Source organism: Candidatus Accumulibacter sp. ACC012 (assembly GCF_907163155.1).
Taxonomy (GTDB): domain Bacteria; phylum Pseudomonadota; class Gammaproteobacteria; order Burkholderiales; family Rhodocyclaceae; genus Accumulibacter; species Accumulibacter delftensis.
The window spans coordinates 508,502-527,906 of the sequence record NZ_CAJQUC010000002.1 but is presented as its reverse complement, the minus strand read 5'-3'; the positions used below and the strand labels follow the sequence as shown (position 1 = coordinate 527,906).

The window sequence follows — 19,405 nt, the reverse complement described above, 5'->3', positions numbered from 1 at the left end:
GACTTTCACATTAAGCGAAGCAAACGGGCATCGGCAGTGCGCCACGCCGTGCGACTCAGGCGACGTCGGCGAGCAGTGCGAGTAAAATGCGCGCCATGAATCTGCTTGCTATCGAGACCTCGACCGAGCTTGGCAGCATCGCCCTGTGGCGCGAGGGCGAGCTGTTGCGCCGTGCTTGCCCGATCGGCGTTGCGCACTCTGAAACGCTGCTGCCGCTGATCCGGGCGACGCTGCACGAAGCGGGGCTGCGCCTTGCCGACTTGAACGCGATCGCCTTTGCGGCCGGCCCCGGCTCGTTTACCGGTCTGCGGGTCGCCTGCGGTGTCGCGCAGGGGCTGGCCGTTGCCCATCAGCTGCCGGTCGTTCCGGTTGGCACCCTCGAGGCGATGGCCTTGAGCAGCGCGGGCCAGCGCGTCATCGTCGTGCTCGACGCACGCATGGGCGAGGTCTATTACGCTTGCTATGCGGATGGCGTGGCCTTGGCGACGGTCGCTGTCGCTCATCCGTCGGCTCTGCCGCTTCCGGAGTCCACCGGCTGGCTGGCGTGTGGCAATGGACTGAAGGCGTATCCGCTCTTGCGCGAGCGTCTGGCGCCGTACGTGCAGGAGTGGCAGCCGGAATTGATGCCCGACGCGGGGGCTGTGGCACGCATCGCCGCGCTACGCCTGGCGCGCGGGGAGATGGTCGACGCGGCCGACGCGGCGCCGCTGTATGTGCGCAACAAAGTGGCGCAGACGGTGGCCGAGCGCCTGGCCAATGGTGGCAAGGCGTGAACGCGGTGCTGGCGGCACAGGTGGAGGTACTGCCGCTGAGGCATGGCGATATCGACGAAATGCTGGCCGTCGAGCAGCGCATTTATCCGTTTCCCTGGACGCGCGGCAACTTCGTTGATTCAATCGCCGCCGGCTACAGTGTCTGGGGCTGCCGACTCGCCGCCGAACTGATCGGCTATTTCGTGGTGATGTTGGCGGTGGATGAAGCGCACCTGCTCAACCTGAGTGTCAGCGAGAAATGGCAAGGAGCGGGTTTTGGCGCGCATCTGCTGCGCCACGCCATTGCTTCGGCGCGTCGGGCCGGAGCGACAGTGCTGTTGCTCGAAGTGCGGCCGTCAAACGCCAGGGCCCTGGCTCTCTATCAGCATTTTGGATTTCAGCAGATCGGCGTACGGCGCGGCTACTACGCGGCCGAAGCCGGACGCGAAGACGCGCTGGTACTGCAGCACATCCTTGAAGAGGTCTCGGCATGAGCGACGGAAATCCTCACGGCACGGGTTTGACGCGCCGGCAGTTGTTGCACGAGATGGGCCTGTCGTCGCAGTGGCGGCTGCGCGAGCAAGCGCTGGCGGGGCGAGCAGGCAAGGCAGCGCTCGCTCCACCGCCAACTGCGATTCTGGCCGTGGCAGGCGACGCGACAGCGGCGGTTGAGGTGTTTGAAGTGGTCGAGGCGGTCGAGGCGGTCGAGGTGCTCGCCCCAGCGCCGGTCGCCAGTAGTGCGGCGCTGCCGGCCGTCGACCGGGAGCAGCAGATTGCGCGTCTGGACTGGGACGGATTGCGGCACAGCGTTGCCGAGTGTCGCGCCTGCGGCCTTTGCGAGGAGCGTCGGCAGGCGGTACTTGGCGTTGGCGACAGGCGTGCCGAGTGGTTGTTCATCGGCGAGGGCCCGGGGGTCGAGGAAGACGCTCGCGGCGAGCCCTTTGTCGGACCCGCCGGCCAACTTCTCGATGCCATGCTCGCGGCGATCGACTTGCAGCGCGGCGAGAACGTCTACATAGCCAACGCCGTGAAGTGTCGCCCACCCGGCAATCGTACGCCGGAGAGCGCCGAGATCGCCACCTGTGCGCCCTATCTGCGGCGCCAGATCGCGCTGATCCAGCCACGTCTGATCGTTCTCCTGGGGCGGGCGGCGGCGAATGCCGTGCTCGGCGATAGCGGTTCGCTGGCCAGCATGCGCGGCAAGACCTTCGAGTATCGGGATGCGGACAATGCCGAAACGGCGATCCCGGTCCTGGTCAGCTATCATCCGGCCTATCTCTTGCGCACCTTGCAAGACAAGGCCAAGGCCTGGGAGGATCTGTGCCGGGCGCGGATGTTGATGCGCGCCGCCACGACTCCTGCTTCTCTACCGGCCTAACGATCATGACCGGAATCGTTCGACGGGCGGGGAGGGTAGGGAGCACACCCCCGAATTCCACGCCTTGGTCTTCAGTCTGTCTATTCCCGTAAAAGGAAACCGTCATGCGCATTCGTTTTCTGGCTGTCCTCGTCCTGCTTGCCAGCCTGCTCTCGGGCTGCGGCTACAACACCTTTCAGAGCGCTGACGAGGCGGTGAAGTCGGCCTGGTCGGAAGTCATCAACCAGTATCAGCGGCGAGCCGACCTGGTTCCCAACCTGGTCAGCACCGTACAGGGCTACGCCAGCCACGAGAAGGAAGTCTTCACGCAGGTGACACAGGCGCGGGCGCAGGTGGGCGGTATTCAGGCAACGCCGGAATTGGTCAATGATCCGGCTGCCTTTGCCAAATTCCAGCAGGCGCAGGCCGGCTTGTCCAGCGCCCTGTCGCGGCTGCTGGTGGTCGCCGAGAATTATCCGCAACTGAAGGCGGACGCCGCTTTCCGTGACCTGCAGGCGCAGCTCGAAGGAACCGAGAATCGGATTACGGTGGCGCGCAATCGCTACATCAAGGCGGTCGAGGGCTACAACGTCTCGGTGCGCACTTTTCCGAACAATCTGACGGCGATGATTTTTGGCTACGCGGTCAAGCCGAACTTCACGGTCGACAACGAGAAAGCAATCTCGACGGCCCCGAAAGTTGATTTTTCGGCGCCACTGGGTGCCGGCAAGCCTGCGCCGGCAGGCGTGAACTAAGGTCTGTCGAGCAATGTCCCGTCTACCTGCCTCCTGCCTGCCAGGCTGGCTGCTGAGCCTGTTCTTGCTGTTTGGCGCCGCTTTTGCCGCTGGCGCAGAGCAGGCGATACCGGTGCTGGCGGCGCCGGTCACCGACCTGACCGGCACGCTGACCGGCGAGCAAAGGGCCGCGCTCGACGGCAAGCTGGCAGCGCTCGATCGTCAGAAAGGGGCGCAGATCGCAGTCCTGATCGTCGCCTCGGTCAAACCCGAGGCCATCGAGCAGTACGCGCTGCGCGTCGCCGAGGCCTGGAAACTGGGTCGCCAGGGAATCGACGACGGCGCCTTGTTGCTGATCGCCAAGGAGGACCGACGCCTGCGTATCGAAGTGGGCTACGGCCTCGAGGGCGCGCTCAATGACGCGACTGCGAAACGCATCATCAGCGAGCTCATCACGCCGCGCTTCAAGCAGGGGGATTTTTACGGCGGCGTTGATGCCGGCATCGAGGCGATGCTCAAGGTCGTCGCCGGCGAGCCCTTGCCGGCTCCCGTCGCGCGCGCGTCCAAGTCCGACAGCGGCGACCGTTTCGAGACCCTGCTCTTTGCCGGCTTTATCCTGGTGTTTGTCGTTGGCGCTATGCTGCGCGCCATTTTCGGGCGTTTTCTGGCGGCCGGGATGGTTGCTGCCGCCGCTGGCGTGATTGCCTCCTTCTTGCTCTCGTCGCTGCTGGTCGCGGCGATCATCGCCGTCGTCGCCTTCTTCGTTTCGCTGCTGGTCGGTATCGCCGGCGCTCGGGGGGGAATTCCGGGCGGCGTGTCGTGGGGTGGTCGGCGAGGGGGCGGGAGTGGCAGGGGCGGCGGTGGCTTTTCAGGCGGTGGTGGGGGTTTTGGTGGCGGCGGCGCTTCGGGGGGCTGGTGATGGAATTGACAAGACTGCTGCGCCACACGATCCTGCCCGACTGGTGGGTCCGGCGCGTGTTTTCGCGACCCCTGTTGCAACGGCTCGAAAGCGTGATCGCGACTTCCGAGTCAGTGCATCTTGGCGAATTGCGGCTGGTGGTTGAAGGCAATCTCTCGCTGCCCGACCTCTGGCGCGGGCAGACGCCGCGGCTGCGGGCGATCGATCTGTTTTCGCAGCTGCGTGTGTGGGATACGGAGCACAACAGCGGCGTACTGGTCTATTTGCAACTGATCGACCGGCGGGTCGAGGTCGTCGCTGACCGGGGCATCGATCGCCGCGTCGGTCGGCCGTTCTGGGATGCGGTCTGCCGGCAGATGGAAGACGCCTTCCGCGCCGGGGATTTCGAGAACGGTGTGCTGCTGGCGCTGACAACGATTACCGAAGCCTTGCGTGAGCACTTCCCGGCGCCGGGCGACAACGCCAACGAGCTGCCCAATGCGCCGCTGCTGCTTTAGGCGATTTCTGTAAAAGAACAGTCCGTCCCTTTCCGGCAATCGTCTTAGGCGATTGCCGGAAAAGAACGTACCAGATTGCGCCGGATTTTCGGTCGGCTTCAAGGCGCGACAACAGGCACATAGTCGAACTATGTAACTGTTGTCGCAACACAGAAGACGGGCGAAAAGACAAGCAAGATGGTATGTTCTTTGACAGAAATCGCCTTAGTTCTCGGCGTCGGCGTAGCGGACGCGCTGGCGGGGCTTGCTGGGCTGTGTCAGGTGACCGAGCGGCAGGACGTGCGTCTGTTTGACATTTTGCAGGGCGATGCTGGTCTTGATGCGCGCGACACCGGGCAGGCAGAGCAGGCTTTTCATCATCAGTTCGGAAAACGAAGCCAGATCTGGAACGAGGATACGCAGCATGTAGTCGGCGTCGCCACTGATCGAGTAGCAATCGATGACTTCCGGCATTGCCGCTACTGCGCTTTCAAAGGTTTCGCTGGCGCTGTCGCCATGGCTCTCGAGGATCACCTGCGCAAAGGCAGTGACGCCAAGGCCGAGTGCAGCGGGGGCGAGCAAAGCGACGTAGCCGGCGATGATGCCGTCTTCTTCGAGCCGCTGGATGCGACGGCTGATCTGCGACGCGGACAGCTTGATCTGCTCGCCGAGAGTTGCGTTGGTGGCGTTGCCTTTCCTCTGTAGTGCGTCGAGAAGTGCAAGATCGTAGCGGTCGATGGTGATCTTTGACATGAATTGCCCAATCTATGCATGAAGTGTGCGCATTATAAGGATGTCCGGAAAAATATCCAACACTTCATGCGTGCTGTTGCGGTCATCAGTATTATCTTGTGACGACATCGGAGACCTGCTCATGAACCTCACCGAATCCCTGCTGCTGGCTCTCAAGGCGCACGGCGCCCGCCAGATCTTCGGCATCCCTGGCGATTTCGCGCTGCCCTTCTTCAAGATCATCGAGGAGTCGCAGATCTTGCCACTGTACACCCTGTCGCACGAACCCGGCGTTGGCTTCGCGGCCGATGCTGCGGCGCGCATCCTCGGTGGGCTTGGCGTCGCGGCGGTGACCTACGGCGCTGGCGCGCTGAACATGGTCAACCCGGTGGCGGCAGCGTACGCGGAAAAGTCGCCGCTAGTGGTCCTCTCCGGTGGGCCCGGCAAGAACGAGTCGAGGGCCGGGCTGCTCTTGCACCATCAGGCCAAGACGCTCGACTCGCAGTTCCAGATCTTCCGGGAAATCACTTGCGACCAGGTACGACTCGACGATGCCGAGCGGGCGCCGAGTGACATCGCGCGCGTGCTCGCCAATTGTCGGCGCTACTCGCGGCCGGTATACATCGAACTGCCGCGGGACATGGTCGCTCAGGCCTGTGCGTCGGTAGTGGCGATGCCCGCTGCGGCGGTCGACGACGAGGCGCTCGATGCCTGCGTCGAGGAAATTCGCGCGCGCCTGCAGCGCGCGAGCAGGCCGGCCTTGATGGTTGGCGTCGAGGTGCGCCGCTTTGGGCTCGAGGCGCGCGTCGCCGAACTGGCACGCCGTCTGGAACTCCCGGTGGTCACCAGTTTCATGGGGCGCGGCCTCCTGGCGGACGCCGATGCGCCACTGCTCGGTACCTACATGGGGGTTGCCGGCCTGCCCGAGGTGACCGAACTGGTTGAGACCTCGGATGGCCTGTTCCTGCTCGGGGTGATCGTCTGCGACACCAACTTTGGTGTTTCGGCGAGCAAGATCGATCTGCGCAAGACGATCCAGGCGCTCGATGAGCAGGTGACCATCGGCTACCATAGCTATGCGCAGATTCCCCTTACGGCGCTGGTCGATCGTCTGCTCGACAGGGTTCCTGCCGCGTCGCGCAGCTATTCGCTAGCGGCGCACAGCTTCCCGTGCAAGATGCTTGCCGATCAGGCGCCGTTGACGCCGACCGATATCGCCGCCGCGGTCAATGATCTCATGGCCGAGCACGGCAAGTTGCCGATTGCCTCGGACATCGGTGACTGCCTGTTCACCGCCATGGACATCGAACACACGGCGCTGGTCGCGCCGGGCTACTACGCGACGATGGGCTTCGGGGTACCGGCCGGACTGGGCTTGCAGGCGGCAACCGGGCAACGGCCGCTGATCCTGGTCGGTGACGGGGCTTTCCAGATGACCGGCTGGGAACTCGGCAACTGCCAGCGCTATGGTTGGGATCCGATCGTGCTGCTGTTCAACAACGCCAGTTGGGAAATGCTGCGCACTTTCCAGCCGGAGTCCCGGTTCAACGACCTCGGGCACTGGGGGTTTGCCGAAATGGCGGCCGGACTTGGCGGTGACGGGCAGCGGGTGGGCAGCCGCGCCGCATTGAAAGCCGCGCTTGACAAGGCGGTGGCGACGCGTGGTCGCTTTCAGCTGATCGAGTTGAGCATTCCGCGCGGTGTCCTGTCGGCAACACTGACGCGCTTCGTTGCCGGCGTAAAGAAGCTCAACGCGTGAAGTAGAGTGGCTTTCTGTGTAAGTCGCGCACGCGACTCACGAACCTCCCTTCTCCCTCTGCGGGAGAAGGGCCGGGGGCGGTAAGAAGTGGTCTGGGCAGCGAAGGGTGGCTGTGCTGCTGCGGCCCGGCGCGTCAATTAATTCAGTGCGCGCTATCGTCGAGGTGAATCACATCATCATGCTGCCGTTGGTTGGCCTGGTGACGGACTTTGACGAGGAACATTGAGGTGCTGAGGAAGAGGCCAAAAAGCGTGATCACCAGGTAGATCGACATCTCCGAGCGAATCATTACGTAGTAGATCCCGGTCATCGCCAGGATCGACAGGTTCTCGTTGAAGTTCTGTACCGCGATCGAGTGGCCGGCTCCCATCAGGATGTGGCCACGGTGCTGCAGCAGGGCGTTCATTGGCACCACGAAGAAGCCGGAGAGGGCGCCGATCAGGATCAGCAGCGGTACCGCCAGCCAGGTGTGGTGCACGAAGTTCATCACCATGACGATGATGCCCATGGCAATGCCCAGCGGAATTACCCGCACCGCTTTGCGCAAGGTGATCATTCGTGCGGCGCCGACGGCGCCGAGCGCGACCCCGACCGCAACCACCCCCTGCAGCATGCTCGACTTCGAGAGGTCGAGTTGCAGGGCGCTTTCCGACCACTTGATGACGATGAACTGGAGGGTGGCGCCGGCACCCCAGAAGAGAGTGGTGACGGCCAGCGAGATCTGGCCGAGGCGGTCTCGCCAGAGCAGGAGCAGGCAATGGTTGAATTCGCGCAGCAGGTACAAGGGGTTTTTGTGCAGCACGCGGTGGTCGACGCCGGTATCGGGGATGTAGAGGTTGAAGAGCGAGGCGAGGACGTAGAAAACGGCAACAAAACAGATCGCCATTTCGCCAACCGTATCGACGCCGGCGTTGAGCAGCGGAAAATCCAGGCTCAGTAGGGCCTCGGCGATGTCCGGTCGGATCAACAGGCCGCCGATGACGACGCCGAGAATGATGGCGCCGACGGTCAATCCTTCGATCCAGCCGTTGGCGACGACCAGCAGACGGTGCGGCAGGTATTCGGTCAGGATGCCGTACTTGGCCGGCGAGTATGCGGCCGCACCGAGACCCACCACCGCATAGGCCAGCAGGGGGTGCACCTGCCAGTACATCATCGCGCAGCCGACGATCTTGATGGCATTGCTGATGAACATCACCCGCCACTTCGGCATCGAGTCGGCAAAAGCGCCGACGAAGGCGGCGAGGAGCACGTAAGAGACCGTAAAAAAAGTCTTCAGCAGCGGCTCATATTCGCTCGGCGCCTGCATGTCGCGCAGCAGCGAGATGGCTACAATGAGCAGGACATTGTCGGCCAGCGCGGAAAAAAACTGCGCGGCCATGATGATGTAGAAACCGAAGGGCATTGAGCGTTCTGGAAGGGCTGTTCTTGATATGCTGGGCTTATACCATGAAAGACCGTGACTTGTTAGCGCGGCGCTCGGCAGCGAGGGCGCGCGTCGTACCAGGGCGAGCCCGCTCGCTCTGGCCGGCGCCTCGGTTTTGTGTTTGAATACAAAAAATAACCCGTGAGGGGGGAGAGGACTTATGGCGGATCGTCGCCTGCAGGTTTTTCACGCTGTGGCCAAGCGGCTGTCTTTTACCAAGGCGGGCGAGGCGTTGCACATGACCCAGCCAGCCGTGACCTTTCAGATCAAGCAGCTCGAAGAGCGCTTCAACACCCGCCTCTTCGATCGCGGTGGCGGGCGCATCTCGCTGACTGCGGCGGGCGATCTGGTGCTCGACTACGCCGAGCGCATCCTCGGACTGTCTGCAGAACTGGATATTCGTGTCGCCGAAATGACCGGGCAAATGAGCGGCAGCTTGCTTGTCGGAGCCAGTACGACGATTGCCGAGTTCATGCTGCCGCCGATCCTCGGCGAATTCAATGTGCGTTATCCACAGGTGCGCGTCCGGCTGACGGTTGGTAATTCGGACGTGATCAGCAACGCCATCGCTACGCATACGCTCGATATCGGCCTGATTGAGTCGCCGGTGAGCCTGCCGAGCCTGCAATGCGAAAGCTGTGGCGACGACGAACTGCAAATCGTGTGTACCCCCAGCCACCCCCTGGCCAGCTGCCGCGAAGTCGAGGCGCGCAGCCTGCTGGCGCACGACTTCGTCGCTCGTGAGCCGGGTTCGAGCACGCGCGAAGTGACCGACGGCTACCTGCGCGCCTGCGGCGTCGAGCCCGAAGAGCTCAAGACGGTCATGGAGCTGTCGAGTCCGGAAGCCCTGAAGGGGGTGGTGGCGACCGGGCTGGGCTTCTCGATTGTCTCGCGGGCAAGTTTCGAAAAGGAGCGGCAGCTGGGGACGCTGGTCGCCATTCCCTTGCGGCCGCGCCTGACCCGCAGCCTGTCCTTGGTCTATCCGAAGGAGCGCTTCCGCTCGCAGGTGGTTTTGAGCTTCGTCGAGTTTGCCCGCAACAAGCTCAAAGAGCTGCCTGCCTGATGCCGCGCCCGATCGAGGCGCGCATCGACCTCCCGGCGTTGCGTCACAATTATCTTGTTGCCAGACAATACGCGTCTCGTCAGCACCGCGAGGCGAAAGCCTGGGCGGTGGTCAAGGCCAACGCCTACGGGCATGGCCTGCTGCGCGCTGCTGCTGCACTCGGCGACGTCGCTGACGGTTTCGCGCTGCTTGATCTCGACGAGGCCATCGCCCTGCGCCAGGCCGGCATTCGGCAGCCGATTCTCCTGCTCGAAGGCTTTTTCGAGGCCGCCGATCTGAGTGTTTGCGCGGCCCACGACTTGAGTGTCGTTGTGCACCGCCTCGAGCAACTACAGATGCTGCGGCAGGCGACACGGGCGACGCCGAGCATGCACCTGCCGATCTATCTGAAGCTCAACAGCGGTATGAATCGCCTGGGGATCACGGCGGCCCAGTTGCCGGCCGTGCGGCGCGAACTCGAGGCTGCGCCGGCACTCGGCCCGCTGACTCTGATGACCCACTTTGCTGAAGCGGACGGCGTCGCTGACGAGCGCTGCATCGCCTGGCAGCTGGAGCGTTTCCTGGCGATGACCGCGGACTGGCCGGCAGCTGCGAATTTTCCGGTCTCGCTGGCCAACTCGGCGGCCATCCTGCGCTACCCGCAGACCGCGCACGACTGGGCACGGCCGGGGATCATGCTCTACGGTGGCAGTCCGTTCGCCGATGAGGACGCTGCGAGCTTTGGCTTGCAACCGGTAATGACGTTGCACAGCCGCATCCTGGCGGTGCAGGAAATCGGCATTGGCGAACGCGTCGGTTACGGTGGCAGCTTTGTCGCGCCAGGGCCGACGCGAGTCGGTATCGTCGCCTGCGGCTACGCCGACGGCTACCCGCGGCACGCCCCGGGCGGCACGCCGATCATCGTCGCCGGCCGGCGCACGCAGACCCTGGGGCGGGTGTCGATGGACATGCTCGCTTGCGACCTCACCGAGTTGCCCGACGCCGGGGTGAATAGTCCGGTCGTCCTTTGGGGCGAGGGCTTGCCAGCCGACGAGGTTGCCAGTGCCGCCGGGACCATCAGCTACGAGCTGTTCTGTGCTCTGGCCCGGCGTGTGCCGGTCGTCGAAGTTTGAGCGTGGCCAGGGTAGGGGGGGGTGCCCGGAAGACGGTTTTTTCGTGTACCGAATGCGGTGCCAGCGCCGCCAAGTGGCAAGGCCAGTGTCCGGGCTGCGGCGTCTGGAATACGCTCGTCGAGACCATTGCCGAAGCTGTCGCTGCTGGCCAGCAGCGGCGCTTCGCGGCGCTTGGCGGCACGGCAGGACTACAAACCCTCTCGGCCATCGAAGCGCGCGAGGAAGATCGCCTGCCGACCGGCATCAGCGAGTTTGATCGTGCTTTGGGTGGCGGACTGGTTGCCGGCGGGGTGGTGCTGATCGGCGGCGATCCCGGAATCGGCAAGAGCACGCTGTTGCTGCAGGCGCTTGCGGCCTTGGCTCCGGCGCGCAATGTGCTCTACGTCAGTGGCGAAGAATCGGGCCAGCAGATTGCCATGCGTGCGCGGCGGCTGGCGCTGGAGACCGGCGACTTGCGCCTGCTCGCCGAGATCAATCTTGAAAAAATCCTCGCCACGCTGCAAAGCGAACGGCCGCAGGTGGCGGTGATCGATTCGATCCAGACGCTGTGGTCGGAGCAGCTCAATTCGGCGCCGGGATCGGTCGCCCAGGTGCGCGAATGCGCTGCGCAACTTACCCGTTTGGCCAAGCAGACCGGGATCACGGTGATCCTCGTTGGGCACGTGACCAAGGAGGGCGCTCTGGCCGGGCCGCGGGTCCTCGAGCACATCGTCGACACGGTGCTCTATTTCGAGGGTGATACGCATTCCAGCTTCCGCTTGATTCGCGCCGTCAAGAATCGCTACGGCGCGGTCAACGAGATCGGCGTCTTTGCCATGACCGACCGTGGGCTGAAAGGTGTCAGCAACCCGTCGGCGATTTTCCTGTCGCCGCACGGCAGCGAGGTTCCCGGTTCCTGCGTGCTGGTTACCCAGGAAGGTAGCCGGCCGCTGCTGGTCGAGATCCAGGCGCTGGTTGACCAGGCGCACGGCAATCCACGGCGACTGACGGTGGGTCTCGATGCGCAGCGCCTGGCGATGCTGCTGGCCGTGCTGCACCGCCACGCCGGTATCGTCTGTTTCGATCAGGACGTTTTCGTGAATGCGGTCGGCGGCGTCAAGATCGCCGAGCCGGCTGCGGACCTGGCAGTCTTGTTGGCGATCGTCTCTTCACTTAAAAACAAGGCATTACCAGAGAAACTTATTGTGTTTGGTGAAGTTGGTCTGGCGGGTGAGATACGTCCGGCGCCACGTGGCCAGGAACGCCTTCGCGAAGCGGCCAAGCTCGGCTTTACACGCGCCGTGATTCCCGAAGCCAACGCCCCCAGACAGCCCCTGGCCGGCATCGAAGTGATCGCCGTGCGGCGGGTTGAAGAGGCCGTACAGCGTCTGCGCGACCTCGAATAAGAGCGCAATGCGGAGTGGGGGAAGCGCGCTGCAAGTGAGACCGTTCGAGCACAGGAAGGCGCAGGCTTCACCGGGCGGAACGATTCTCCTTGCCTTTCCCCCCCGCTAGCTTGTACCTTGCAGCCACGGCGGACCGCAGTCCGCCGTGGCACGAAAAATGCGCATCTGCGCGCCCGAGACCGACAGACAGAGCTGCCCCGACTCGCAGTGCGCGCTGATTTTCCTTTGCTCATTTGTACAAGGGGAAGCGATCATGGGTCTGCGACTGAAATTCAATCTGGTGCTGTTGCTGGTCTTCGGCGCCGGCATGGCGGTATCGGCTTACGTATCGCACCGACTGCTGGACGAGAACGCCAAGCAGGAAACATTGCGCAGCGCTGGCCTGATGATGGAGTCGGCGCTGTCGGTGCGCAGCTACACCGTGGCGCAGGTGAAACCGCTGCTGACAGCGCAGCTGGAGACGACTTTCCTGCCGCAGACGGTACCGGCCTACGCGGCCACCGAGGTCTTCAACAAGCTGCATAGCAAGTACCCGGATTTCAGCTACAAGGAGGCCACGCTCAATCCCACCAACCCGCGCGACCGCGCGGTCGATTGGGAGAGCGACATTGTCCAGAAATTCCGTGGCGATGGGAGCGTCACCGAGTTGGTCGGCGAGCGTGACACGCCAACCGGCCGCATGCTCTACATCGCGCGGCCAATCACCATCACGGACCCGGCGTGTCTAGCCTGCCACAGCGTTCCCGCGGCGGCGCCCGCGTCGATGATCAAGATCTACGGCGACAGCAACGGCTTCGGCTGGAAACATATGGAAACCATTGGCGCACAGGTCGTCTCGGTACCCATGTCGCTGCCGCTGGCCAATGCTCGGCGCACCTTCGCGACCTTCATGATTTCGCTGGGGAGCGTCTTCCTGGCCACTTTCGTGGTCCTCAACCTGATGCTCTCGCTATTGATCATCCAGCCGATTTCGACGCTCTCGGCGGCAGCCGACAAGGTGTCGACGGGGGACTTCGACGTCCCCGAGTTCCCGGCGCAGGGTGGTGATGAAATCGGCGTGCTGGCCAACTCGTTCAACCGCATGCGCCGCAGTCTGCAAAAAGCGATCAAACTGATCGAATCCTGAACGCGGAGTGGCCAGGCCATGACTATCCCGGAACGCATCGGCAAGTACGAAATTCGTCGCGAGCTCGGCAAGGGCGCGATGGGCACGGTTTACGAAGGTTTTGACCCGGTCATCGAGCGCCCGGTAGCGATCAAGACGATTCTTGCCGAGTACCTGGCGAACGTCGAAGTGGATTCGGCGGTGATGCGCTTCAAACGCGAGGCGCAAGCCGGCGGCAAGCTGCATCACCCGGGAATCGTCGGCGTCTACGAGTTTGGCGAGGACGAGAAGATGGCGTTCATCGTCATGGAGTACGTGCAGGGGAAGGAGCTGCGCAAGCTGATGCGCGAGCGCGGGCGCTTCGAGTTGATCGACGTCTTCGAGGTGATGAAGCAACTACTCGCCGCGCTCGACTATTCGCACAAAAGCGGCGTCGTGCACCGCGATATCAAGCCCGGCAACCTGATGGTGCTCAGCGGCATGAAAATCAAGGTCATGGACTTCGGCGTCGCCAGGGTCGAGAGCTCCTCGCTTACCCGGGTTGGCTCGGTGGTCGGGACGCCGACGCATATTGCTCCCGAGCAGCTGCTCGGTCTGCCCACCGATGGTCGCTGCGACCTCTGGGCGGCCGGGGTGATCCTCTACGAGCTGCTTACCGGACACGGGCCATTTGTCGCTGAAACGCCGGTTACGGTGATGCACAAGGTCCTCCACGCCGACCCCGCGGCGCCGTCGTCGATCGTCGCTTCGCTGCCGCCCGCCTTCGATGCGCTCGTCGCCCGCGCACTGGCGAAAAAGCCGGACGAGCGCTACCAGAGCGCGCGCGACTTCGCTGGCGCCCTGGTGAGCGCTTTCCTGAAGAGCCGGCCGGGGAGCGCAGCCGGGCAAGTGGCGGAGAAACCCGCGCGCAGCCTTGCCGTTGACAGCGCGCCGACGGCGCCGCAGATGACGCTGCCTCCGGAAACTCTGGCCGAGATCGAGTCGTCGCTGGTCAAGTCTATCGGCCCGCTGGCCAAGCACCTGGTGCGCAAGAGTGCCGCGCACGCCAGGAGCGTCGAGGAATTCAATACCGAGCTGGCGGACAATATTCCCGAGGGTAGCGAGCGCTTTGAATTCCTCAGACGCATCGAGCGGCTGGAGAAGGCACCGTCTGCGTCAATCCCGCCCGTAGCCGCCAAGTCGCCCACGACAAGCACGAGTCCTGCCGACACCACAGCAGCCCAGACGGCCGGGGTCGTCTTCGACCCGGTGATGCTTGCCACCGCCGAGAAGCGCCTCGCGCAGTACGTCGGGCCGCTCGCCAAGGTGCTCATCAAGCGGGCGGCCAACGATTCCGGCGACCTCGGGGAACTGTACCGAAAGCTCGCCGAACATATCGACTCGGAACGCGAACGTGGCGACTTCCTCAAGGGTCTCGGCTAGCAGCGCTTAGCCGCGGGTAGCGCCTGCTGCCCGCAGCTGCCAGCTAGCGCGTGATCGGCTTGTAGCGAATCCGCTTCGGCTTGGCGGCCTCCGCGCCAAGGCGGCGGATTTTCTCTTCCTCATACTCGTGGTAGTTGCCGTTGAAGAAGGACCATTGCGATTCGCCTTCGCAGGCCAGGATGTGCGTGCAGATGCGGTCAAGAAACCAGCGGTCGTGTGAAATGACCAGCACGCTGCCGGCGAATTCGAGCAAGGCGTCTTCGAGGGCGCGCAGCGTTTCGACGTCCAGGTCATTCGACGGCTCGTCGAGCAGCAGGACGTTGCCGCCAGCGATCAGCGTCTTGGCCATGTGCAGGCGACCACGTTCACCGCCGGAGAGCTGGCCGACCCGTTTTTGCTGATCGGAACCCTTGAAATTGAAGCGGCTGATGTAGGCCCGCGCCGATGTTTCGTACTTGCCGACGGTGAGCACGTCGGCGCCCCCCGAGATCTCCTCGAAAACGGTCTTCTCACCGTCCAGGCAATCACGGCTCTGGTCGACATAGGCGAGTTTGACCGTGCTGCCAATTTCGACTTCGCCGGAATCAGGGGTTTCGGCACCGATCAGCATCCGGAAGAGGGTGGATTTGCCGGCCCCGTTGGGGCCGATGATGCCGACGATGGCACCGGGCGGGACGCTGAAGCTGAGCTTGTCGATCAGCAGGCGGTCGCCAAAGGACTTGCTGACCTCCTTGAACTCGATTACCTGGTTGCCCAGGCGCTCGCCGACCGGGATGAAAATCTCCTGCGTTTCGTTGCGCTGCTGGTATTCGACGCTGCTCAGTTCGTCAAAGCGCGACAGCCGTGCCTTGCTCTTGGCCTGGCGTGCTTTTGGGCTTTGCCGTACCCATTCCAGTTCCTGTTTCATGGTCCGGATGCGGCCTGCTTCCTGCTTGGCCTCGGTTTCCAGGCGTGCTTCCTTCTGCTCCAGCCAGCTCGAGTAGTTGCCTTTCCAGGGGATGCCCTGGCCGCGGTCGAGTTCGAGAATCCACTCGGCGGCGTTGTCGAGGAAGTAGCGGTCATGGGTGACGGCGACCACCGTGCCCGGGAAGCGCACCAGGAACTGTTCGAGCCACTCCACCGATTCCGCATCGAGGTGGTTGGTCGGCTCGTCGAGGAGCAGCATGTCCGGCTGCGAGAGCAGCAGCTTGCACAGCGCTACGCGGCGTTTTTCGCCGCCGGAGAGTTTGCCGATCTGCGCGTCCCAGGGTGGCAGGCGCAGTGCGTCGGCGGCCAGTTCGAGCTGGCTGCCGACGTCTGAGCCGGCAGTGGCCAGGATCGCCTCCAGGCGGGCCTGTTCCTCGGCCAGCTTGTCGAAATCGGCATCGGCTTCGCCGTACGCGGTGTAGACCTCTTCCAGCTTCGCTTGCGCCTGGAAAACTTCGCCCAGGCCGGATTCGACTTCCTGGCGGACCGTCGCTTCCGGGTCGAGTTCGGGCTCCTGGGCCAGATAGCCGATCTTGAGGTTGGGCATCGGCGTCGCTTCGCCGATGATGTCGTGGTCGAGGCCGGCCATGATGCGCAGAACCGTCGATTTGCCCGAGCCGTTGAGACCCAGGAGGCCGATCTTGGCGCCGGGGAAGAAGGAGAGCGAGATGTCTTTGATGATCTGGCGTTTGGGCGGGACGATCTTGCCCACGCGGTTCATCGTGAATACGTATTGAGCCATGGCCTTGCGTGTCAATCCGAAGGTGGAAAAGCGGTCGGCAGGCACCCGCTGAATGGCGCCCGAAAGGCGCAAGTCTACCCGAGACTGACGGCCAGTGGCCGGTGAAGCGTCATACGGCGCAATCGAAACCCTGCCATAGACCAAACACAGCTACCGCCGCAATAGTTTATGCAGCCAAGGCGCCCGACTGCCGCCCCCGCCCGAGCGAGCGCCGTTTTCACGCCCGCGCGCCGCTTCTAGCCCCTCGCCCCTCGCCCCTCGCGGGAGAGGGGTTGGGGAGAGGGGGCAGGGGCCTACGCAGCCCTTCTTAATGTGAAAGTCGCGCAAGCGACTCGCGAAACTCCCTTCTCCCCTCGCGGGAGAAGGGGCAGGGGAAGAGGGAAAACGGTCATGACTTTCATGATCTGAGGTGTATCGATTGTCATAACCGTTAGCCGCGATTACTTTTCCACAAAAGCCCGCTCGATCACATAGTCGCCCTGCGCGCCAATGTGCGGCGAGACTTCGAATCCGCGGCTATCGAGCAACTCGCAACAATCCTTGAGCATTGCCGGGCTGCCGCAAAGCATGGCGCGGTCCTGAGCGGGGTCAAAAGGCGGCAGGCCAATGTCGGAAAACAGGCGGCCACTATTGACCAGGTCGGTGATCCGGCCCTGATTGCGAAATGCTTCGCGAGTCACCGTCGGGTAGTAGATCAGCTTGTCGCGCACCAGATCGGCGAAGAACTCATGCTGCGGCAAATGCTTCTCGATGAAGTCGCCGTAGGCCAGATCGCGCTGCCAGCGAACGCCGTGGATCAGCACCACTTTCTCGAAACGCTCGTAGGTCTCGGGGTCCTGAATCAGACTGATGAATGGCGCCAGACCCGTGCCGGTGGAGAGCAGGTAGAGGTTCTTGCCGGGGCGCAGATCGCGCAGCACCAAGGTGCCGGTCGGCTTGCGGCTGACGACGATCTCGTCGCCGATCGCCAGGTGCTGCAGCTTCGAGGTCAGCGGGCCATTGGGCACCTTGATGCTCAGGAACTCGAGGTATTCGTCATGGTTGGCGCTGGCAATGCTGTAAGCGCGCGTCAGGGGGCGCTGCTCTCCCTGCGGCAGGCCAATCATCACGAACTGACCATTGATGAAGCGCAAGCCGGGATCGCGGGTGGTGCGAAAGCTGAACAGCGTGTCGTTCCAGTGATGAACCGAAAGGACTTGTTGGGCGGAAAAGGTGCTCATCGTTCTTGACCCCAGTGTGCGGTTGATGAAGGCCATGGTATTTCCCTGTGTTATATTTGTAAAACAGATTTTCTCAATAAACTATATCTAAATTGTAGATATGCGATTCACTTTGCGGCAAATCGGGGTTTTTGTGGCGGTGGCCCGGCACGAGAGCGTTTCACGTGCCGCCGAAGAGTTGTCGCTGTCGCAGTCAGCGACCAGCACGGCGCTCGGCGAACTCGAACGGCACTACGACACGCAGCTCTTCGACCGCCTTGGCAAGGCCCTGCGCCTGAATGAGCTCGGGCAGGCGCTGTTGCCGCAGGCCGTCGAGCTGATCGAGCGCGCGGCGGCGATCGAAAGTGGTCTTGAAGGCCATGCCGGCTACGGCAAACTGCAGATTGGTGCGACCCTGACCATCGGCAACTACCTGGCAACCTTGATCGTCGCCGACTTCCTCACTCGTCATCCCGAGAGCAGCCTGCATTTGAAAGTACACAACACGGCGACGATCGTTGACCAGGTGGCGCGCCACGAACTCGATCTGGGTCTCGTCGAAGGCAGCTGCCGGCACCCGGAACTGGTCGTTGAACCCTGGGTGGCCGACGAACTGGTCGTCTTCTGTGCTCCCTCGCACCCGCTGGCCAAGCAGGCTTCGGCGACGCTGGCGGAACTGGCCGACGAGGCCTGGATTGTGCGTGAGCCGGGCTCCGGGACACGCGAGACTCTCGATCAGGCGCTGCGCCATCAGCATTCGCCGCTCAAGGTTCGGCTGGAACTCGAGCACACCGAAGCCATCAAGCGCGCGGTCGAGTTCGGCCTCGGCATTGGCTGCATTTCACGCCTGGCGCTGCGCGAGGCTTTCCGGCGCGGCAGCTTGGTGGCCATCCAGACCCCTGAACTCGATCTGCAGCGGCATTTCCATTTTCTATGGCACCGCCGCAAGTTCCAGACCGCAGGCATGCGTGAGTTCATCAGCCTGTGCCGAGCGATGACCGCCGGCGTCGAGCGCAGCGATCAGATCGAGTGGTCGTTCATTCCTTGATCAGGTCCCGGGACACCTGCATTGAGGTGAGATTTCGCCGTTGAACCATCCGCCAAAGGCGTATAAAATTCCGGGCAATGGAATTCATCGAGACCCCGGTATTCACCCGCTTGCTTGCCGATCTATTAACGGACGACGAGTACGCTGGCCTTCAGAATGTGTTGGTTGAGAAACCGGAACGAGGCGACATCATCAAGGGTGGCGGTGGAATCCGCAAGTTGCGCCGTGCCCTGCCCGGACGTGGCAAGAGTGGCGGCGTCCGGGTGATTTACTACTGGCTGTGTGAAGATTGCCAGATCTACATGCTTTTGATCTACCCGAAGTCGAGAAAAGACGATCTCACCGACCGCGAAACCGCTTTGCTACGCGAATTTGTCAAGGAACTGTAACGATGGAACAACCTTTGTTCGATGATCTGGTGCAAAGCTTGAAAGAAGCCAAGGCGATTGCTCGGCGGGAAGCACCTGCTTCGCGGCGGTTCACAGTGACGCCACCGGATGTGAAGGCAGTCCGCGAGAAAATTGGCCTTTCTCAGAGCGAATTTGCCCGCCTGATGCGAGTCAGCATCAAGACACTGCAAAACTGGGAGCAACACCGCCGCAACCCTACAGGCCCTGCTGCTGCCTTACTCAAGATCGTGCTGACCGCGCCGGATGTGGTGCTAAAGACCTTACACACCTGATTCTCGAAACTCAGCCCTCGTCGTTCCACTCGTCGAGGCGAACCCTGGGTGGCCGACGAGGCCTGGATCGTCCGCGAACCCGGCTCCGGGACACGCGAGACTCTCGATCAGGCGCTGCGCCATCAGCATTCGCCGCTCAAGGTCCGCCTGGAACTCGAGCACACCGAAGCCATCAAGCGCGCGGTCGAGTTCGGCCTTGGCATTGGCTGTATTTCACGCCTGGCGCTACGCGAGGCTTTCCGGCGCGGCAGCCTGGTGGCCATCCAGACCCCTGAGCTCGATCTGCAGCGGCATTTCCATTTTCTATGGCACCGCCGCAAGTTCCAGACCGCAGGCATGCGTGAGTTCATCAGCCTGTGCCGAGCGATGACCGCCGGCGTCGAGCGCAGCGATCAGATCGAGTGGTCGTTTATTCCCTGATCAAATTCGCCGGCGCCGCGGAGTCTGCGGATGCTGAAGCCGCCTTTTCGTTGCCAGCGAGCTCAACCAAGCAGTCGAACTCCGGGTCATGAACCAGCAGCACGGG

At 63.0% G+C, this 19,405-nt stretch carries 19 protein-coding genes and 1 pseudogene; 16 read left to right on the top strand and 4 right to left on the bottom strand.

Translation table 11 applies throughout. From position 1 onward, the window contains the following. Positions 1–86: 86 nt before the first annotated feature. The 6 genes from tsaB to QZ648_RS02905 all read left to right on the top strand — a co-directional run bounded on the left by tsaB (position 87) and on the right by QZ648_RS02905 (position 4,259). Positions 87–773: a tRNA (adenosine(37)-N6)-threonylcarbamoyltransferase complex dimerization subunit type 1 TsaB gene (gene tsaB, locus QZ648_RS02930; protein ID WP_169065586.1), complete on the top strand. Its 687-nt coding sequence runs from the start codon at positions 87–89 to the stop codon at positions 771–773. After that, positions 770–1,246, top strand: a complete 477-nt coding sequence (rimI, locus tag QZ648_RS02925; RefSeq protein WP_291996051.1) for a ribosomal protein S18-alanine N-acetyltransferase — start codon at positions 770–772, stop codon at positions 1,244–1,246. The genes tsaB and rimI overlap by 4 nt, the downstream gene beginning before the upstream one ends. Next, positions 1,243–2,130: a uracil-DNA glycosylase gene (locus tag QZ648_RS02920; protein ID WP_169065587.1), complete on the top strand. Its 888-nt coding sequence runs from the start codon at positions 1,243–1,245 to the stop codon at positions 2,128–2,130. Before rimI ends, QZ648_RS02920 begins: the two co-directional genes overlap by 4 nt. Positions 2,131–2,234: 104 nt before the next feature. Further along, a complete protein-coding gene (locus QZ648_RS02915) occupies positions 2,235–2,864 on the top strand; it encodes a LemA family protein (RefSeq protein ID WP_169065588.1) in 630 nt (209 codons plus the stop codon). Positions 2,865–2,877: 13 nt separating this feature from the next. Continuing rightward, positions 2,878–3,762, top strand: a complete 885-nt coding sequence (locus tag QZ648_RS02910; protein WP_291996050.1) for a TPM domain-containing protein — start codon at positions 2,878–2,880, stop codon at positions 3,760–3,762. Then, positions 3,762–4,259 carry a TPM domain-containing protein gene (locus QZ648_RS02905; RefSeq protein WP_169065589.1) on the top strand — a complete coding sequence of 166 codons (498 nt, stop codon included), beginning with the start codon at positions 3,762–3,764 and terminating at the stop codon, positions 4,257–4,259. Before QZ648_RS02910 ends, QZ648_RS02905 begins: the two co-directional genes overlap by 1 nt. 204 nt (positions 4,260–4,463) lie before the next feature. Here QZ648_RS02905 and QZ648_RS02900 read toward each other — a convergent pair whose 3' ends face one another. Further along, positions 4,464–4,991 carry an Lrp/AsnC family transcriptional regulator gene (locus tag QZ648_RS02900; protein WP_169065590.1) on the bottom strand — a complete coding sequence of 176 codons (528 nt, stop codon included), beginning with the start codon at positions 4,989–4,991 and terminating at the stop codon, positions 4,464–4,466. 121 nt (positions 4,992–5,112) lie between these two features. On the opposite strand from QZ648_RS02900, the gene ipdC reads away from it, so the two are divergent. Beyond that, positions 5,113–6,729 (top strand): indolepyruvate/phenylpyruvate decarboxylase, encoded by a 1,617-nt coding sequence (gene ipdC / locus QZ648_RS02895; RefSeq protein WP_169065591.1) that lies wholly within the window; start codon positions 5,113–5,115, stop codon positions 6,727–6,729. A gap of 142 nt (positions 6,730–6,871) precedes the next feature. On the opposite strand, the gene lplT is transcribed toward ipdC, so the two are convergent. Further along, positions 6,872–8,134 (bottom strand): lysophospholipid transporter LplT, encoded by a 1,263-nt coding sequence (gene lplT / locus QZ648_RS02890; protein ID WP_291996049.1) that lies wholly within the window; start codon positions 8,132–8,134, stop codon positions 6,872–6,874. A 181-nt stretch (positions 8,135–8,315) separates the two neighbouring features. Here lplT and QZ648_RS02885 point away from each other — a divergent pair, with 181 nt between their 5' ends. The 5 genes from QZ648_RS02885 (at position 8,316) to QZ648_RS02865 (ending at position 14,242) form a co-directional block, all read left to right on the top strand. Next, positions 8,316–9,218 carry a LysR family transcriptional regulator gene (locus QZ648_RS02885; RefSeq protein ID WP_291996048.1) on the top strand — a complete coding sequence of 301 codons (903 nt, stop codon included), beginning with the start codon at positions 8,316–8,318 and terminating at the stop codon, positions 9,216–9,218. Beyond that, on the top strand, positions 9,218–10,330 hold the full coding sequence (gene alr / locus QZ648_RS02880; protein WP_291996047.1) for an alanine racemase: 1,113 nt from the start codon (positions 9,218–9,220) through the stop codon (positions 10,328–10,330). The genes QZ648_RS02885 and alr overlap by 1 nt, the downstream gene beginning before the upstream one ends. A gap of 2 nt (positions 10,331–10,332) precedes the next feature. Beyond that, positions 10,333–11,715 carry a DNA repair protein RadA gene (gene radA / locus QZ648_RS02875; RefSeq protein ID WP_291996046.1) on the top strand — a complete coding sequence of 461 codons (1,383 nt, stop codon included), beginning with the start codon at positions 10,333–10,335 and terminating at the stop codon, positions 11,713–11,715. A gap of 253 nt (positions 11,716–11,968) precedes the next feature. Continuing rightward, positions 11,969–12,841, top strand: a complete 873-nt coding sequence (locus QZ648_RS02870) for a DUF3365 domain-containing protein (protein WP_169065593.1) — start codon at positions 11,969–11,971, stop codon at positions 12,839–12,841. Positions 12,842–12,859: 18 nt separating this feature from the next. Further along, positions 12,860–14,242 (top strand): serine/threonine-protein kinase, encoded by a 1,383-nt coding sequence (locus tag QZ648_RS02865; protein ID WP_169065594.1) that lies wholly within the window; start codon positions 12,860–12,862, stop codon positions 14,240–14,242. Positions 14,243–14,285: 43 nt separating this feature from the next. Here the strand turns inward: QZ648_RS02865 and ettA are convergent, their stop codons facing one another. Together ettA and QZ648_RS02855 are read right to left on the bottom strand one after the other, a co-directional pair. After that, positions 14,286–15,950 (bottom strand): energy-dependent translational throttle protein EttA, encoded by a 1,665-nt coding sequence (gene ettA, locus QZ648_RS02860; protein ID WP_291996045.1) that lies wholly within the window; start codon positions 15,948–15,950, stop codon positions 14,286–14,288. 440 nt (positions 15,951–16,390) lie between these two features. Then, complete coding sequence (locus tag QZ648_RS02855; protein ID WP_291996135.1) at positions 16,391–17,170, bottom strand: ferredoxin--NADP reductase; 780 nt, start codon at positions 17,168–17,170, stop codon at positions 16,391–16,393. Positions 17,171–17,270: 100 nt separating this feature from the next. Between QZ648_RS02855 and QZ648_RS02850 the strand changes: the two genes are divergently transcribed. The 4 genes and pseudogenes from QZ648_RS02850 to QZ648_RS02835 all read left to right on the top strand — a co-directional run. Beyond that, a complete protein-coding gene (locus QZ648_RS02850) occupies positions 17,271–18,197 on the top strand; it encodes a LysR family transcriptional regulator (protein WP_291996044.1) in 927 nt (308 codons plus the stop codon). Between the two features lie 77 nt (positions 18,198–18,274). Beyond that, entirely contained in the window at positions 18,275–18,586 is a 312-nt protein-coding gene (locus QZ648_RS02845; RefSeq protein ID WP_291996043.1) for a type II toxin-antitoxin system RelE/ParE family toxin, read from the top strand. Positions 18,587–18,588: 2 nt separating this feature from the next. After that, positions 18,589–18,879 (top strand): NadS family protein, encoded by a 291-nt coding sequence (gene nadS / locus QZ648_RS02840; RefSeq protein WP_291996042.1) that lies wholly within the window; start codon positions 18,589–18,591, stop codon positions 18,877–18,879. A 48-nt stretch (positions 18,880–18,927) separates the two neighbouring features. Further along, positions 18,928–19,299: pseudogene (locus QZ648_RS02835) on the top strand (LysR substrate-binding domain-containing protein); the annotation flags it as partial. Between the last annotated feature and the right edge of the window lie 106 nt (positions 19,300–19,405).